Source organism: Rathayibacter sp. AY1E6, from assembly GCF_002931115.1.
Taxonomy (GTDB): Bacteria; Actinomycetota; Actinomycetes; order Actinomycetales; family Microbacteriaceae; genus Rathayibacter.
In genome coordinates this window covers 1-16,416 of record NZ_PSVK01000022.1, presented here as the reverse complement: position 1 = coordinate 16,416, position 16,416 = coordinate 1, and the positions used below count along the sequence as shown (strand labels likewise).

The window sequence follows — 16,416 nt, the reverse complement described above, 5'->3', positions numbered from 1 at the left end:
GCTCCCCGCGACGCCGCACAGATGGACTACCACTCGCTCAACGCGATGCTGAACCTCTACGGCCCGAACGGAGAGATCCAGTTCGACAAGGACCGCGAGGCCGCTCGCGAGTTCTTCCTGCAGCACGTCAACCAGAACACGGTGTTCTTCCACACGCTCAAGGAGCGCCTCGACTACCTGGTCGAGAAGGAGTACTACGAGCAGGCCGTGCTCGACCAGTACTCGTTCGAGTTCATCCAGCAGCTCAACGACCTGGCGTACTCGAAGAAGTTCCGCTTCGCGACCTTCCTCGGCGCGTTCAAGTACTACACCTCGTACACGCTCAAGACGTTCGACGGGAAGCGCTACCTCGAGCGCTTCGAGGACCGCGTCGTGATGACCGCCCTCGGCCTCGCCCAGGGCGACGAGACGCTCGCGACCGCCCTCGTCGAGGAGATCGTCGCCGGCCGCTTCCAGCCCGCGACCCCGACCTTCCTCAACACCGGCAAGGCCCAGCGCGGCGAGCTCGTCTCCTGCTTCCTGCTGCGCATCGAGGACAACATGGAGTCGATCGCCCGCGGCATCAACTCCGCGCTCCAGCTCTCCAAGCGCGGCGGCGGCGTCGCCCTCTCGCTCTCGAACATCCGCGAGGCCGGCGCCCCGATCAAGCAGATCGAGAACCAGTCCTCGGGCATCATCCCCGTGATGAAGCTCCTCGAGGACAGCTTCAGCTACGCCAACCAGCTCGGCGCGCGCCAGGGCGCGGGAGCGGTGTACCTCTCGGCGCACCACCCCGACATCCTCCGCTTCCTCGACACCAAGCGCGAGAACGCCGACGAGAAGATCCGCATCAAGACGCTCTCCCTCGGCGTCGTCGTGCCCGACATCACGTTCGAGCTCGCGAAGAACAACGAGGACATGTACCTCTTCTCGCCCTACGACGTCGAGCGCGTCTACGGCATCCCCTTCGGCGACATCTCCCTCTCGGAGAAGTACCGCGAGATGGTCGACGACCCGCGCATCAAGAAGACCAAGATCTCGGCGCGCGAGTTCTTCCAGACCATCGCCGAGATCCAGTTCGAGTCGGGCTACCCCTACATCGTGTTCGAGGACACGGTGAACCAGGCGAACCCGATCAAGGGCCGCATCAACATGTCCAACCTCTGCTCCGAGATCCTCCAGGTCAACACCCCGACGACCTACAACGAGGACCTCTCCTACGCGGAGATCGGCAAGGACATCTCCTGCAACCTCGGCTCGCTGAACATCGCGCTTACGATGGACTCGCCCGACTTCGGCCGCACCATCGAGACCGCGATCCGCGGCCTCACCTCGGTGTCCGACCAGTCGCACATCACCTCGGTCCGCTCGATCGAGGACGGCAACGACAAGTCGCACGCCATCGGCCTCGGCCAGATGAACCTGCACGGCTACCTCGCCCGCGAGCGGATCCACTACGGATCCGAGGAGGGCATCGACTTCACCAACATCTACTTCTACTCGGTGCTGTTCCACGCCCTGCGCGCCTCCAACAACCTCTCCATCGAGCGCGGCACCACCTTCGAGGGCTTCGCCGACTCGAAGTACGCCTCGGGCGAGTTCTTCGACACCTACACGGAGAAGGAGTGGGCGCCGGCCACCGAGCGCGTCTCCCGCCTCTTCGCCGACTCGGGCATCGTGGTCCCCACCCAGGACGACTGGCGTGCGCTCAAGGCCTCGGTCATGGAGCACGGCATCTACAACCAGAACCTGCAGGCCGTCCCGCCGACCGGCTCGATCTCGTACATCAACAACTCGACGTCCTCGATCCACCCGATCGCGTCGAAGATCGAGATCCGCAAGGAGGGCAAGCTCGGCCGCGTCTACTACCCGGCGCCGTTCATGACGAACGACAACCTGGAGTACTACCAGGACGCGTACGAGATCGGCTACGAGAAGATCATCGACACCTACGCCGCCGCCACGCAGCACGTCGACCAGGGCCTCTCGCTCACGCTCTTCTTCAAGGACACGGCGACCACCCGCGACGTCAACCGCGCTCAGATCTACGCCTGGCGCAAGGGCATCAAGACGATCTACTACATCCGCATCCGTCAGCTGGCGCTCGAGGGCACCGAGCTCGACCAGTGCGTCTCGTGCATGCTCTAGAGCACGCAGCCCCACCCCCCTCCGCACGACCCATCCGCAGCAGCGAGAAGGAATCATGACTCCCCCCGAGAAGCTCAAGCTCGTCGACTCCGTCCAGGCGATCAACTGGAACCGGATCCAGGACGACAAGGACGTCGAGGTGTGGAACCGCCTCACGAGCAACTTCTGGCTGCCCGAAAAGGTCCCGCTGTCGAACGACATCCAGTCGTGGAACACGCTCACGCACCAGGAGCAGCAGCTCACCATGCGCGTGTTCACCGGGCTCACCCTGCTCGACACCGTGCAGGGCACCGTCGGCGCCGTCTCGCTCATCCCGGACGCGATCACGCCTCACGAGGAGGCCGTCTACACGAACATCGCGTTCATGGAGTCGGTCCACGCCAAGTCGTACTCCTCGGTGTTCTCGACCCTGTCGAACACCCAGGACATCGACGAGGCCTTCCGCTGGTCGATGGAGAACCCGAACCTGCAGAAGAAGGCGTCCATCGTGATGGACTACTACCGCGGCGACGACCCGCTGAAGCGGAAGGTCGCCTCCACGCTGCTGGAGTCGTTCCTCTTCTACTCGGGCTTCTACCTGCCGATGTACTGGTCCTCGCGCGCCAAGCTCACCAACACGGCCGACCTCGTGCGCCTGATCATCCGCGACGAGGCCGTGCACGGCTACTACATCGGCTACAAGTTCCAGAAGGGGCTCGAGCGGGTCGACCAGGCCAAGCGCGACGAGATCAAGGACTACACGTTCTCGCTGCTCTACGAGCTCTACGACAACGAGGCGCAGTACACGCAGGACCTCTACGACCAGCTCGGCCTGACCGAGGACGTCAAGAAGTTCCTGCACTACAACGCCAACAAGGCGCTGATGAACCTCGGCTACGAGCCGATGTTCCCCAAGCAGGTCACCGATGTGAACCCCGCGATCCTGTCGGCCCTCTCGCCCAACGCGGACGAGAATCACGACTTCTTCTCGGGCTCCGGCTCCTCCTACGTGATCGGCAAGGCCGTGAACACCGAGGACGAGGACTGGGACTTCTAGGCGTCGACACCACGTCCCGGCCTCCACGGCGAACGGCCCCTCCCCTCGCGGGTGAGGGGCCGTTCCTCGTCTCCGGGCGGCGGGCGGCAAGCGAAGTATTGCTTTCGCGTGAGGAGCCTTTCGCTCGATCTATAAACCTAGGTAATCACTGCTTGCAGCAACGGCGCTCAGAGCGATAATATTTGAAAATGGATGCGCATGTAACGCCCTTACCGTTAGACCTGACACTTCAAAAAGTGGGGCTTAACGAGCCCACTGAAGACAAGTTGCGGGAAATGCTTTCTTTTCTCGAAGCGGAAGCGCGTTTGAGCTACTGCCTTCTACTGCCTCTTATTGGCCTACGTGGCACGGATGATCGAATCCCCAATTCAGGGGGGTATCGAACGTACTTGAATTTGCTTGGGAGTGTATCTGTTCGGTTTTCTCACAACCCAAACATTTTACGACTTGTCACGTTGCAGCTCGACGCAGCTCGCCTGATGGTAGGAGACAAGTCGGCAAACCAACTGCGAAATTTCCTCAGTCATGGCGGCATTGCATCGCCCATTCCACCGGAAGATTTTCAGGCGCTTCGCTCGGCCGTCAGCGAAATATTTCATGCTTTAAAGCAGCTTTTAATAGGTAAAGAAATTGGGCTGGACGATTCCACCCCGTTTTTGAAAGTAACGTACACGGGAGTTGTCTACGAAAATCCGCTCGTGTGCATCAGGAATGGATCAATAGGCTTTTTTCAAAGTCTTCGAGTGAATGATGGTATTTTTGCCGCGAACTACTACATGCTCGATCGCTGGCAGCCCGAGTGCGAAGTGGAGATAGAAGATGCCGATAGGCTTGAATTGCTGCGCTCTTTCCTACAGACGTCGATCGCGCCTGAAGATCCTGAGATAAAGCAGTTCAAGTCAGCAATTCGACGCGACCTTGAGCCATTTTCCGAAAGAGGTCAGCCAATTCAATTTGACGTGGCGTCGACCACTAGCCCCTTTGTCGTCACATGGCAGCGACGAATTAGTGAAGGGGTTGATAGGAGGGTAGACACTTTTCGAATCCGCGCAGGTGACCGCGCTCGCGAATGGAAAAGAGAAGGAGCAGACGATCGTTTTGGGTCATATTTGGACCTTCTCCGGGAGATCAGTAGTTGGACGGTGCTCGTACCGCGACTTCTAGAAGCGGTTGTTGATTCTTACCAGACTAAGAGCCGGTGGGATCTGGAGAATTTTGGCTCATTTTCGGTGCCAGAAAATCTTTTGCCACTCGAGCCATTTGTTAAAGATATTGATCGCATTGGAGAAAGCTTTTTACTGCAAGGAGCTTCTTCCGAATCAACGCTGGTGAATAAGCTTGATTCGTCGGTAGCCCTTCATAAGGGGGTTTCACAAATATATTTCTTGAGCGGTGAGGCCGGCGTGGGTAAGACCCACAACCTCATCAACATGGCTCGAACAAGATTGCGCCATGTTTCTGAGTCTCAGAGTATTGAGCCGCTTTTTCTCTACATCGATTGCTCAGGTGTACGACTCTCTTCGTTGGAGGCAGTCCTTGACGCGACTGTGGCGGCAACCATCGTACTCACTGCAGATCGAATTGCTACCCTATGCCGAAATGGACTTGTCGTTCTCGTCATCGACGGATTCGATGAACTCCTGGGTGGAGCTGGCTATCGAGATGCCTATGACACTCTCAAGCCGCTACTCGGCAAGCTCGGACATAATGGCACGATTGTTATCTCGGCGCGGTCCTCGTATCTTGCCAACCAATATCGTGCAAGCTTAGATAGCGCGGCTGATCCGTTCGAGTCGACGGACCATTGGATTCTCGAAATGGGACGGTGGCCTGTTGAGACAATCAACCAGATATTTGAGACAAATCCGTCCTGGTTCAACTATCGTTTCGCGTTGACGCAGCAGGATAAAGAGCTCCTCCGTCTGCCATTTTTCGCAAGGGTATTCGACCACTTTGTACAGACGAGTCGGATTCAGAATTCGGCGGTGAACACGGTCGACCTCGTCGATATACTTCTCGACGCATACTTGCGTCGCGAGCTGAATAAGCTTACTCATGGGCGAGTAGTCGGCGTGACTGTGGAAGACCTTCGAGATATCTTGATTGAATGCGCGGGCCAGATGTGGGAATTGGGTGAGCGGGAGCTCTCCAAGGAGGACTTCCTCCTTGCTGCTTTAGTTGGGTTGGGCATAGAGGCCTTTTCGGGACGTCACCAGTATTTGGGTGACCGCCTGACTGTGCTTTGCGGAATCTCCGCGGCAACGGCAGAAGAAAACCGCCTAAGTTTCACCTTCGACCACGAGCGGTACTACGATGCGCTCATCGTGCCTTTTCTTCTAAGACGTATCCGCAGTGGTAATCAATCGCTTGCGGCTGACCGGATAACATTCGGTAAGGAAGTTCTCGGCACTTCAATTGTCGAGGCTATTGTTCGGCAGGAAGGCGAGATGCACTCTCGGCTTGTCAATTTAGCAGGCGCCGGTTCGGAGTTTGGTGGGAATGTCTCGGCGAATGTGGGGTCGATGATTTCGGCGTATGCCGAGACGCAGAAATGGTTTGCGGGAGGCGCGGCGCTTCTCGATCTGTCGATTGATAAGTTGAACATGGTCGGCCTAAGTGTCGGGCGGACTGAGTTGGTGCGCTGTGCAGTTCGCATCCTTACTATTGATTTCGAAACCACCGGTATTATTGGTCTCAGCGGGTCGCGAGTGGACGTGTTGCGTATTGTAAGTGGTTCTAGGGCAGCCGATCCAGCGTTGACGTTCGAACCGGGCGAAGGCATCGACGTAGGCGAGCTACATATCGTAGACGATTCGACCGGACGGGTGCTCGAGGTTGTCTCAGGTCTTAGCAAAGTGGCCGAGGAACTCACGCGCATCGGCTTCGACGGGCTGGATCGACTCGTCGTTCAGAATCGAGGCTTAACGCCGCTAGAGGTGTTCAGCCAAAGCTTCCTCAGCAAGGTCGTAAGTCGGCAAGCTATGAATTTTGTTATTGATGACAGATTTTCAACGCCCGGTGAAACGGCTTCTAGTTGGATCCCCCGGCCGGATGACCCGCTCTGGCCATTGTTAGTGAATGCTCTCGTCGACTCGGGTGTGGCTCAGCGTAAACGGATAAATGCAGCTGGATTCGCGAAAGCGAAGATTTCTTTTGTGGTTGAACCGTCAGTAATTATCGGATCGGACGAACCGTCTGACGAGAGGATTGTTGCATTTTGGGCATTGCTGCGTGCCCGCTCTTAGTACGTCGGCGACTGGTCCTGACGGGTGCGAGAGAAAGACGCATCACGACCCGCGGGAACCCGTTCAGCACCGAGGTCGCGTCGGACGCGTACGCGAAGCCGACGCGCTCGGAGGGGGGCGGTGCAGCCGACGCTGGCCGTCGTCTGCTCGACCTTCGCGCAGCGGTTGTCGACCGTATAGCCCTCGATCGCCGGTGCCCCGTGGGCTCGGGCGAACTCGACGGCGCCCTCGAGCAGCGGATGCGAGATCCCGCGCCCGCGGAAGCCGGGCCGCACGCGCAGGCACCACACGCTCCACACGTCGAGGGCGTCCACGTGCGGGATGCGCCGGTTCGTCGAGTAGCTCGTGTCGGCCCGGGGGTGCACCGCCGCCCAGCCGACCACCTCCTCGCCGTCGTACGCGAGGACGCCGGGCGGAGGGTCCTCCGCGACGAGCTCCCGCACCCGGGCACCGCGAGCGGGACCGGCGAGAGCCCGGTTCTCGACGGAGGAGCGGAGCCGGTAGCTCAGGCACCAGCACACGCTCGCGTCGGGGCGCTTCGGGCCGACCATCGTCGCCAGGTCGTCGAAGACGGTGGCCGCGCGCACCTCGATCGTCATGGCCGCAGCCTTCCACCGTCGGGGTGCGCGGACAAGCCGTTCAGAACTCAGGACGAACGACGAAGGACTTCCTCCCTGCCGCGGAATCGGGGTCGTGGCACCACGTTCGTCCTGCATCGTGAACGCACTCCGCCGATTCACCACTCCACCGCATGAATCGCACCAGCGCCCCCTGTTGGACGGCGCCCAGGCGGGGCGCCTACCGTGGACGAGGTATCCAACGAAGGAGCACTCCCTGTGAAGCACGTCCCCCTCGGCACCTCCGGTGTCGACTCCCCGAACGTCGTCCTCGGCCTCATGCGCATCCCCGAGATGAGCGACGAGGCGATCCGCGGCCTCGTCGGCGCCGCCCGCGACTCCGGCATCGACTTCTTCGACCATGCCGACGTGTACGGCGGCGAGCTGCACCGCTGCGAGGAGCGCTTCGCCGAGGCGATGGCGCTGACCCCGTCGGAGCGCGAGCAGGTCGTCCTGCAGACCAAGGCGGGCATCGTCCCGGACGGCCCCTACTTCGACTTCTCGTACGAGCACCTGATCGCCTCGGTCGAGGGCTCGCTGAAGGCGCTGCGCACCGACTACGTCGACGTGCTGCTCCTGCACCGGCCCGACGCGCTCGTCGAGCCCGATGAGGTGGCCCGCGCATTCGACGAGCTGCACGCGTCCGGCAAGGTGAAGCACTTCGGCGTCTCGAACCAGACGCCGTACCAGATCGAGCTGCTGAAGAAGTCGCTGAACCAGCCGATCGTGGCGAACCAGCTGCAGCTCTCGATCACCCATGCGCCGCTGATCGCGCAGGGTGTCGCCTCCAACATGGTCGGCGAGGACCAGTCCGTCATGCGCGACGCCGGCATCCTCGACTACTGCCGCCTGAACGACATCACCGTCCAGGCCTGGTCGCCCTTCCAGGCGGGGTTCTTCACCGGCGTCTTCCTCGACAACCCGGCCTACCCCGAGCTGAACGCCGTCATCGACCGGCTCGCAGCGACGTACGGGGTCCCGGCGATCGCCGTGGCCACCGCCTGGATCACCCGCCACCCGGCGGGCATGCAGGTCGTGCTCGGCACGACGAACGAGCAGCGCGTGCGCGATGCGGCCCTCGGCTCCGATCTGCCGCTCACGCGGCCGGAGTGGTACGAGCTGTTCCGCGCGGCGGGCTACCTCGTCCCCTAGAGCTCCCACCCCGGAGGAAATGCGCGTCGGCGCAGAGAGGCACGGACTCCCCGGAGTCCGTGCCTCTTCCCGTCCCCGCGAGACGCCGGTCGGAACGCCCGCCGCGGTGTGCCGTGGACCGAAGCGGCATCTCGCGGGGGAGGGGCGGGAATAGGAACGGCACCCCTGCGTTGAACTTGAGCGTAACCGACTCAACTTCCTCAGGAGGACAGGTGCCCGACAACTACAGCGAGGCCGGAGCGAGCTCGTTCGACGACTTCCTCGCCCGCTACCTCGACGGTGAGCGCGCCCGCGCGGCGCGGTCGATCGACCTCAGCCGATTCCTCACCGCCCGTACCCGCGACATCCTGCAGTCCGCAGGACGCTTCGCCCTCGAGCGCGGCCAGACCGAGCTCGACGCCCTGCACGTGCTCCGCGTGCTCATCGACGACGAGACCGTCTCGCAGGCCGTGCGCCGCATCGGCGTCGACCCCGCCGCCATCGCCACCGCCGCGGAGGCGCGCCTCCCGCAGGCCGACGAGGCCCACGCCTCGCAGAACGCGGCCACCATCACCCCCAGCGCGCAGCGCGCGCTGTTCCACGCCTACCAGGTCGCCCGCTCCAGCGGCTCGACCTACATCGAGCCCGAGCACCTCTTCTTCGCGCTCGTGCTCGGCCAGGACGCCCCCGCCGGGCAGGTCCTCGCCCGCGCCGGCGTCACCGCCGAGGCCCTCACCCAGGGCATGCGCGAGACCGAGGCCCCGCAGCAGCAGGAGGCGGGACAGCCCGCCTCCGACACTCCGATGCTCGACAAGTTCGGCACCGACCTCACCGCTCTCGCCCGCGAGGGCCGGCTCGACCCGGTCATCGGGCGCGCCGACGAGATCGAGCAGACCGTCGAGATCCTCAGCCGCCGCACCAAGAACAACCCGGTGCTCGTCGGCGAGGCCGGCGTCGGCAAGACCGCGATCGTCGAGGGCCTCGCCCGCGCGATCGTGGCGGAGGAGGTCCCCGAGCAGCTGCGCGGCAAGCGCGTGATCTCGCTCGACCTCCCCGGCATGCTGGCCGGCACCCGCTACCGCGGCGACTTCGAGGAGCGCCTCACCGGCACCATGGACGAGATCGCGGCGCACTCCGGCGAGCTGATCGTCTTCATCGACGAGGTTCACACCGTGGTCGGTGCGGGCGGCGGCGGCGAGGGCGGCATGGACGCGGGCAACATCCTCAAGCCGCGTCTGGCCCGGGGCGAGCTGCACCTCGTCGGCGCCACCACGCTCAAGGAGTACCGCACCATCGAGAAGGACCCGGCACTGGAGCGGCGCTTCCAGCCGGTCCGCGTCGGCGAGCCCGGCATCGAGGACGCGGTCGCCATCCTGCACGGCCTGCGCCCCGCCTACGAGGAGCACCACCGCGTGCGCTTCACGGACGAGGCCCTGCGCGCCTCCGTCGAGCTCTCGGCCCGGTACCTCACCGACCGCGTGCTGCCCGACAAGGCGATCGACCTGATCGACCAGGCCGGCGCGCGCCTCCGCCTCCGCCTCGGAGCCGGCGTCGACACCGGAGCTCTGCTCGAGCGTCTGGCGACCCTGGAGGCCGAAAAGAACGCGGCCGTCTCGGCCGAGCACTACGAGGAGGCGTCCCGCGTCCGCGACGAGATCAGCGCCGTGCAGGCGGAGCTCGACGCGGCCACCGGCAGCGCCCCCGCGGAGGCGGTCGTCGGCGAGACCGAGATCGCGGCCGTCATCGCCCGCGCCACCGGCATCCCGGTGTCGCGGCTCACGGAGGGGGAGCGCGAGCGCCTCGCCCACCTCGAGACCGAGCTGCACCAGCGGGTCATCGGCCAGGACGACGCGGTCACCGCGGTCGCCCGGGCCGTCCGCCGCAGCCGCACAGGCCTCGGCGACTCCTCGCGCCCGGTCGGCTCGTTCCTCTTCCTCGGTCCGACCGGTGTCGGCAAGACGGAGCTGGCGCGCACCCTCGCGGGCTCCCTCTTCGCCGATGAGCAGTCGGTCATCCGCTTCGACATGAGCGAGTTCGGCGAGCGTCACACGGTCTCGCGGCTGGTCGGCGCCCCTCCCGGGTACGTCGGCTACGACGAGGCCGGTCAGCTGACCGAGCGCGTGCGCCGGAACCCGTACTCGGTGGTCCTCTTCGACGAGATCGAGAAGGCGCACCCCGACGTGTTCAACCTGCTGCTGCAGGTGCTCGACGACGGGCGTCTGACCGACGGCCAGGGGCGGACGGTCGACTTCCGCAACACGGTGATCATCATGACCTCGAACCTCGGCTCGGAGTTCCTGGCCTCGCGGTCGGGTGCGCTCGGCTTCGTCGCTCAGAGCGACGCGTCTGCCGAGGGCTTCGCCTCGGAGAAGGACCTGCGCGATCGCGTCATGGGCCGTCTCCGCGAGGCGATGCGCCCCGAGTTCCTCAACCGGATCGACGAGATCGTCCTGTTCCGCCGCCTCGGCCGCGAGCAGCTGCGGGAGATCGTCGGCATCGTCCTCGACACCACGCGCTCCCGCCTCGCTCCCCGCGAGGTGACGCTCGAGGTGACGGAGGCGGCCGTCGACTGGCTCGCCGAGAACGGCTACGAGCCGCAGTACGGCGCCCGGCCCCTGCGCCGGCTCGTCCAGCGCTCCATCGACGACCGGATCGCCGACCTGTTCGTCAGCGGCGAGGTCTCCGACGGAGGCGCGGTCCGCGTCGACGCCGTCGCCGGCGAGCTGCTGGTGACCTCGGCCGCCGCCCTCCCGCTGGCCGCGTAGCCGGTCCCGCTCCGACCCCCGTCCCTCCTCCTTCCGCGAGACACCGCTCGTGACGACGGCACCGCCCGTCGTCGCGAGCGGCGCCCGCGGAGGGGGAGGGGCGGGGGTCTTCGCGTCCCCACGGCTTGCCACAGCGGTCCGGGCGGGATAGACACGAGAGCACGAGAACCGGAGGCACGATGTCGAACCCGCGCTACTACGACCCCGTGGGCAAGGCGGTCCGGGCGCTGCTCGTGCTGAGCCTCGTCTGCTTCGCCCTGGCGGTGGGCATGTTCGCCCTCGACATCGTCATGCCCGGCACCATGACGGACGAGCGACGGCCCTGGGCCGAGGCCAGCGGGGCGCTCGCCTCGTTCGGCGTGCTGGCCCTCATCGTCTACTTCGCGACCGTCGCGATCGTCGGCGCGATCCGGGGCCGCGGGCAGTAGCGCCGGCTCCGACGCCGTCGTCCGACAGGAACGCGTCCGGCCCGCGGGATCCGAGGATCCTCGCGGGCCGGACGCGTTCTCGCGAGCCGTCAGGCGCCGGTCAGGGGCACTTCTTCGCGGTGATCGTCACCTTCAGCGTGGCGTCCGGAGCGACGGGGGAGCCGCCGGCCGGCTCCTGCCCGGTGACCTGGCCGGCGTCGGGCGCCTTCGGGTCCTCGGCGCAGGCGAGCGTGATCTTCGTGAAGCCGGCTGCGCCGAAGGCGTTCTTCGCGGCCTCCAGATCCTGGCCCGTCACGTTCGGCACGGTCTTCTGGTTGCCGGAGCTGGTGAACACGGTGATCGCGGTGCCGCGCGGGGCCGAGCCCGACGGGTCGGCGCGGGTGACCGTCCCGACCGCGGCGTCGCTCGCCTCCGTGCCGCCCTGCACGACGCCGAAGCCGGCCGCCTCGAGCTTGGCCTCGGCGTCGGCGGAGGAGAGCCCGACGACATCCGGGATGTCGACCTTCGGGACGACCTGCAGCGAGCCGTCGGCCTCCGGGAAGTCCGTCCCGCCGTAGGTCGCGTCGGCGGCGCGCATGACGACCGGCCAGATGCGGTGGCGCGCGGTGGCGGCGGATCCGGAGTCGAAGGAGTAGCGGCCGAGGCGCAGGTTCGCGTCGCCCTTCACGTTGAACACGCCGACGGCGGTCGCGACGCGGGTGCTCGCTCCGGTCATCCAGGTGGCCTTCGCGTCGTCGGTGGTGCCGGTCTTGCCGATCAGCGGAACGCCGTCGCCGGTGCGGGAGGCGACGGCCGTCCCGCCGCCGGTGAAGGTCGCCTGCAGCGCGACGGCCGCGGTGGCGGCGACGTTGCGGTCGATCGACTGGCGGCAGTTCGCCGGGGGCACCGGCTGGTCGGCTCCGGCGGAGTCGGTGATGCGGTCGATCGCGACGGGGTCGCAGGTCGTGCCGCCGGAGGCGATGGTGGCGAAGGCGCCGGCCATCGAGAGGGGCGAGACGTAGTTCGTGCCGAGCACCGACGACGGGTTGTGCTCGAGCTCCTCGCCGCTGCCCTGCTTCACGCCCATGTCGACCGCGGTGTCGCGGATGCCGCACAGGTCGAGCTCACGGGCCATGCCGACGAAGCCGGTGTTCAGGGAGGTCTTCGTGAAGGACACCGGGGTGCCGACCTCGCCGGTTCCGCCCTCGTCGTTCTTCGCGCTCGTCTCGTTGCTCGTGTCGGTGCCGCCGGAGACGCAGGAGTCCGTGAAGGTGCCCCAGGTGGACTTGCGCGTCCCGTCGACCGACTCGTTGATGCTGTGGCCCTCCTTCAGCCACTCCACCAGCGTGAAGAGCTTGTAGGTCGAGCCCGGCTGGATCCCGGAGGATCCGCCGTTGGCCCGATCGGTGCTGTAGTTCACGGCGCTGTAGGACGGGTCGGTCGTGAGGACGTCCGGATCCTGCGAGTACTTCTTGTTCTGCGTCATCGCGAGCACGCGCCCGGATCCGACCTCGACGCTGACGGAGACGGCTCCGACGTCGAAGTTCCAGGTCTGCGGGACCTGCGCGTCGACGGCGGCGACGGCCGCGTCCTGCAGGCCGACGTCGAGCGTCGTGTAGACGTCGAGGCCGCCGCGGCGGAAGTTGGTCCAGCGGGTGTCCTCGTCGGCGCCGAAGATCTCGTTGTTCTTCAGGACGTTGGTGACGTAGTCGCAGAAGAAGCCCGCGTTGCCCGCGGTCGAGCAGCCGGTGCTGGGCTGGGTGATGCGGGGCTCGATCGGAGCGGCGACGGCGGCGTCGTGGTCCTCCTGCGAGATCTTCCCCTCCTCGAGCATCTTGCCGATGATGTAGTCGCGGCGGTCCTTGTTGCGGGCGTAGCCGTTCGCGGCGCCGTTGTCCGGGTTGTCGGGCTGGTCGATCCGCAGGACGGCCGGGTTGTTGACGATCGCGATGAGGCTCGCGGCCTGGGCGATCGAGAGGTCCGCGGCCGAGGTCGCGTAGTAGTAGTTCGCGGCGGTCTCGAGGCCGTAGGTGGTGCCTCCGAAGAACGCGATGTTGAGGTAGCCCTGGAGGATCTGGTCCTTCGTGTACTGCTTCTCGAGCCCGATGGCGAGCTTCATCTCGCGGAGCTTGCGCTCGGGGGAGGTCCGGGTGGCCTCGTCGATCGCGGCCGCGCGCTCGGCGTCGTCCGAGATGTTGCGGACGGCCTTCTCGACGAGGACGTTCTTCACGTACTGCTGGGTGATCGAGGATCCGCCCTGCACGTCGTTGCCGAGCACGTAGGTCTGCGCGACGGCGCGGAGCGTGCCGGGGAGGTCGACTCCGCCGTGGTCGTAGAAGCGGGGGTCCTCACCCGAGACGGCGGCGTCCTTGGCGGCCTGGGCGATGCGGTCGAGCGGCACCTCGACGCGGTTCTCGACGTAGAAGGAGGCGAGTAGCTGCGGGCCGTCGGAGCCGGTCGCGTAGATGTTGCTCTTCTCGGAGAGCTTGTCGACCTCGAGGTAGTCGGGCAGGCCGTCGAAGACGCCGATCGACTGGTTCGCGGCGACTCCGGCGAGCGCCACGGCCGGGGTGACGGTGGCGGTCACGAGGACTCCGGCCACGACGCTCATGCCCAGGAAGCCCACGATCGCCTTGACCACACCACCGGTGGTCCTTCTGTCGGACGCCAAACCTTCTCCTTCGCGAATCCCCCCGGATGCTGCGACGACCGCGGCCGACGCCCTGCACGCTCCGTGCGGCAGGTCAACCTCGACAGACTAACCCGAGAGCCCCCGAAGACGAAGGCCCGGCCAGAGGCCTGAAAAGACCCTGACCGCCCCCGGAGGACGGCGTTCCCTAGGCTGTCGGCATGGCGAGCCCCTCCTCCGACTCTCGACCGGCCGACGCGACGACCCCGGAGGCCGCTCCGGTCGCGCCTCCGCAGGCCGTCCCCGCACCGCCCACGGGCGCCCTCTCGTACGCTCTCGGCTTCCTCGCGTTCATCGGGATCCCGTTCCTCAGCCTGATCGTGGGCGGCATCGTCATGGCCTCCGTGTACCCGTCCGCCCGGAGGAAGGGCGGGCTCGCCGCCGAGAACGCGCGGAACGCGGCGAACTGGGGCCTGACGGTGATCCTGATCGGGGTCGTGACGCTCGGCGCGCACGTCGTGCTGCTCTTCGCCGCCTCCGACACCCCGCTCGCGAAGGACTTCTATCCGATCGGCATCCCGATCACGCTGTTCGCCGTGCTCTGGCTGGTGCACTTCGTGCTGATCATCTGCGGACTGGTGAAGGCGAACCAGCGCGAGGTGTTCCGTCCGCGCATCGCGATCCCGTTCCTCCGCCCGCCCGCGGCCTGAGCTCAGGCGCCGACGGGCCAGAGGTAGCCGAGCCCCGGCGGCGTGCCGGGGAACAGCGGGCCGTAGTGGTCCTCGTCCTTGGCCACGAGCTTCGAGCGGTGCGAGAGGTGCAGCCGCTCGTCGCCGAACCACGGCGGGAGCGCGTAGTCGCCGGTCAGGTAGGCGGCGAGATCCTCCGGGGCGGCGGCGAGGGCCTCCTCGGTCTTCACGAGGCACGTGTCGGCGAAGCCGCGCTCCGTCCACTCCGCGCAGGTCTCGCGCTGGTAGGTCATCAGCGCCGGCCGGTAGCCCCGCCACATCCGCGTGACGGGGTGGTTCTGCCAGCCGTACCCCGGGACGGTCAGCGCCCGCATGACCTGCAGCGTCTCGACGCGCTGCTTGCCGAGCCGCTTGCCGTCGAGGGCGCGGACGCTGCGGTGGAAGTCGGGGTAGGGGAGGAAGGTCTGCACGCCTCCCAGTCAACAGCGGCCCGTCTCCCTCCGGCCACCCTCCCGTCACGCCGATGTCGCCTGGCGTGCGTAGCGTCCGGGGCATGACCGGACTCCCCCTCCTCGCCACCGACGACGTGCAGCTGCGCTGGGCGCGGCCCGAGGTCCTCGACTCCGCCCGCCACCGGATGCTGCGCCTGCTCACCCTCGCCGAGCGCCTGCGCTACGAGGCGACGAGTCGGCGCGAGGTCCGGGACGGCTTCCTCCTCGGCCGGGTCCTCGTGCGCGAGCTGGCCGCCGAGACGCTCGGGATCGATCCCCTCGAGGTCGCCGTGGACGCGCGCTGCGAGCGCTGCTCCGGACCGCACGGCCGCCCGGTGCTCCGCGGCGAGCACCCGGCGCTGGAGCGGATGCGGATCAGCATCGCGCACTGCGACGGCGCGGTGGTCGCGGCGCTGGCGACCGGACGCGACATCGGGATCGACGCGGTGCGCGCCCGCACCGTCCGCGACCGCGTGGCCTCCGGGGCGACGACGGCGGAGCAGGTGCTCGCCGATCTGCGCTCGCAGGCGGTCGCGAAGGCCGACGGGCGCGGGACCTCGAGCGACGAGCCCGTCCGCTTCCGCACCAGGGAGGGTGCGACCGAGGCCTGGATCGAGGGCTCGAGCCGCTACTTCGCCGTCTCGGAGCCGACGGTCCACTCCGCGCTCGTCGTGGCGGTCGCGGTCGCTCAGGAGTGACCGCGGGGCGCGGTCCCCGGCCGTTGCGCTGGTCCGCGCCTAGGCGAACAGCGACAGCGTGATCGTCGAGCGGTAGGAGCCGGCCTCGACGTCCGGCTCGGCCAGCAGCCGCAGCTCGGCGTCGGCGCTCCAGGTGCCGGCCCCGCCGGCGGCTCCGAGCAGCAGCGCGTCGCGCAGGCCCGCGCCGCCCTCGAGGGAGGAGGCGACCGGATCGCCCGCGACGGCGCCGGTGCCGGTGATCAGGCGCGGGGTCCAGCCGAGGTGGTCGGCTCCGATCGAGGCGCTCGGGCCGGTGAGGGCGCTCGCCGAGGCGAGGACGTACCAGTCGTTCTGCGCGCCGACGCGCGAGTCGGTGACGGTGACCGTGGGGAGCCCGCCCGTGAACCGGCGCTGGAGGGCGGTGGAGCCCGACTCGGCGAGGTCGACGGCGTCGGCGGCGACGGAGAGCGAGAGGGAGCCGGGCTGCGCCGGAGGGGTGATGTCGACGTCGACGTCCACTCCGTCGAGGTCGTGGAGCAGGGGCGGCGTGCGGACCGGGTCCTCGCCGGTGAGGGGATCGGCGGCGTCGGGCGGGGTGGCGG

General features: G+C 66.5%; 11 protein-coding genes and 1 pseudogene. 8 read left to right on the top strand and 4 right to left on the bottom strand.

Annotated features, from left to right (window positions below; all coding sequences use genetic code 11):
* Positions 1-21 precede the first annotated feature (21 nt).
* The 3 genes from nrdE (at position 22) to C5C46_RS16665 (ending at position 6,408) form a co-directional block, all read left to right on the top strand.
* Positions 22-2,127, top strand: coding sequence for a class 1b ribonucleoside-diphosphate reductase subunit alpha (gene nrdE / locus C5C46_RS14240; RefSeq protein WP_104227189.1), 2,106 nt, complete (start codon positions 22-24; stop codon positions 2,125-2,127).
* A 55-nt stretch (positions 2,128-2,182) separates the two neighbouring features.
* Positions 2,183-3,163: a class 1b ribonucleoside-diphosphate reductase subunit beta gene (gene nrdF / locus C5C46_RS14235; protein ID WP_104224358.1), complete on the top strand. Its 981-nt coding sequence runs from the start codon at positions 2,183-2,185 to the stop codon at positions 3,161-3,163.
* 188 nt (positions 3,164-3,351) lie between these two features.
* On the top strand, positions 3,352-6,408 hold the full coding sequence (locus C5C46_RS16665) for a hypothetical protein (RefSeq protein WP_146079003.1): 3,057 nt from the start codon (positions 3,352-3,354) through the stop codon (positions 6,406-6,408).
* A 28-nt stretch (positions 6,409-6,436) separates the two neighbouring features.
* Here C5C46_RS16665 and C5C46_RS14230 read toward each other — a convergent pair.
* A pseudogene (locus tag C5C46_RS14230) lies at positions 6,437-7,007 on the bottom strand (GNAT family N-acetyltransferase); the annotation flags it as partial.
* Positions 7,008-7,244: 237 nt separating this feature from the next.
* Between C5C46_RS14230 and C5C46_RS14225 the strand changes: the two are divergent.
* The 3 genes from C5C46_RS14225 to C5C46_RS14215 all read left to right on the top strand — a co-directional run bounded on the left by C5C46_RS14225 (position 7,245) and on the right by C5C46_RS14215 (position 11,349).
* On the top strand, positions 7,245-8,177 hold the full coding sequence (locus tag C5C46_RS14225; RefSeq protein ID WP_258059515.1) for an aldo/keto reductase family oxidoreductase: 933 nt from the start codon (positions 7,245-7,247) through the stop codon (positions 8,175-8,177).
* A 212-nt stretch (positions 8,178-8,389) separates the two neighbouring features.
* The gene (locus C5C46_RS14220) at positions 8,390-10,921 is read left to right on the top strand and encodes an ATP-dependent Clp protease ATP-binding subunit (protein WP_104227170.1); all 2,532 of its coding nucleotides are present in this window, start codon (positions 8,390-8,392) and stop codon (positions 10,919-10,921) included.
* 179 nt (positions 10,922-11,100) lie between these two features.
* A complete protein-coding gene (locus C5C46_RS14215) occupies positions 11,101-11,349 on the top strand; it encodes a hypothetical protein (RefSeq protein ID WP_104224361.1) in 249 nt (82 codons plus the stop codon).
* Between the two features lie 100 nt (positions 11,350-11,449).
* Here C5C46_RS14215 and C5C46_RS14210 read toward each other — a convergent pair whose 3' ends face one another.
* Positions 11,450-13,999, bottom strand: a complete 2,550-nt coding sequence (locus C5C46_RS14210) for a transglycosylase domain-containing protein (RefSeq protein ID WP_258059513.1) — start codon at positions 13,997-13,999, stop codon at positions 11,450-11,452.
* A 179-nt stretch (positions 14,000-14,178) separates the two neighbouring features.
* On the opposite strand from C5C46_RS14210, the gene C5C46_RS14205 reads away from it, so the two are divergent.
* Positions 14,179-14,667 (top strand): DUF4870 domain-containing protein, encoded by a 489-nt coding sequence (locus tag C5C46_RS14205; protein ID WP_104227169.1) that lies wholly within the window; start codon positions 14,179-14,181, stop codon positions 14,665-14,667.
* Positions 14,668-14,669: 2 nt separating this feature from the next.
* On the opposite strand, the gene C5C46_RS14200 is transcribed toward C5C46_RS14205, so the two are convergent.
* Positions 14,670-15,116, bottom strand: coding sequence for an MSMEG_6728 family protein (locus tag C5C46_RS14200; protein WP_104227168.1), 447 nt, complete (start codon positions 15,114-15,116; stop codon positions 14,670-14,672).
* Positions 15,117-15,199: 83 nt separating this feature from the next.
* Between C5C46_RS14200 and C5C46_RS14195 the strand changes: the two genes are divergently transcribed.
* The gene (locus tag C5C46_RS14195; RefSeq protein ID WP_104224364.1) at positions 15,200-15,835 is read left to right on the top strand and encodes a 4'-phosphopantetheinyl transferase superfamily protein; all 636 of its coding nucleotides are present in this window, start codon (positions 15,200-15,202) and stop codon (positions 15,833-15,835) included.
* Positions 15,836-15,874: 39 nt separating this feature from the next.
* Here C5C46_RS14195 and C5C46_RS17040 read toward each other — a convergent pair.
* The coding region (locus tag C5C46_RS17040; protein ID WP_104227167.1) for a hypothetical protein at positions 15,875-16,416 on the bottom strand (542 nt) is incomplete at its 5' end.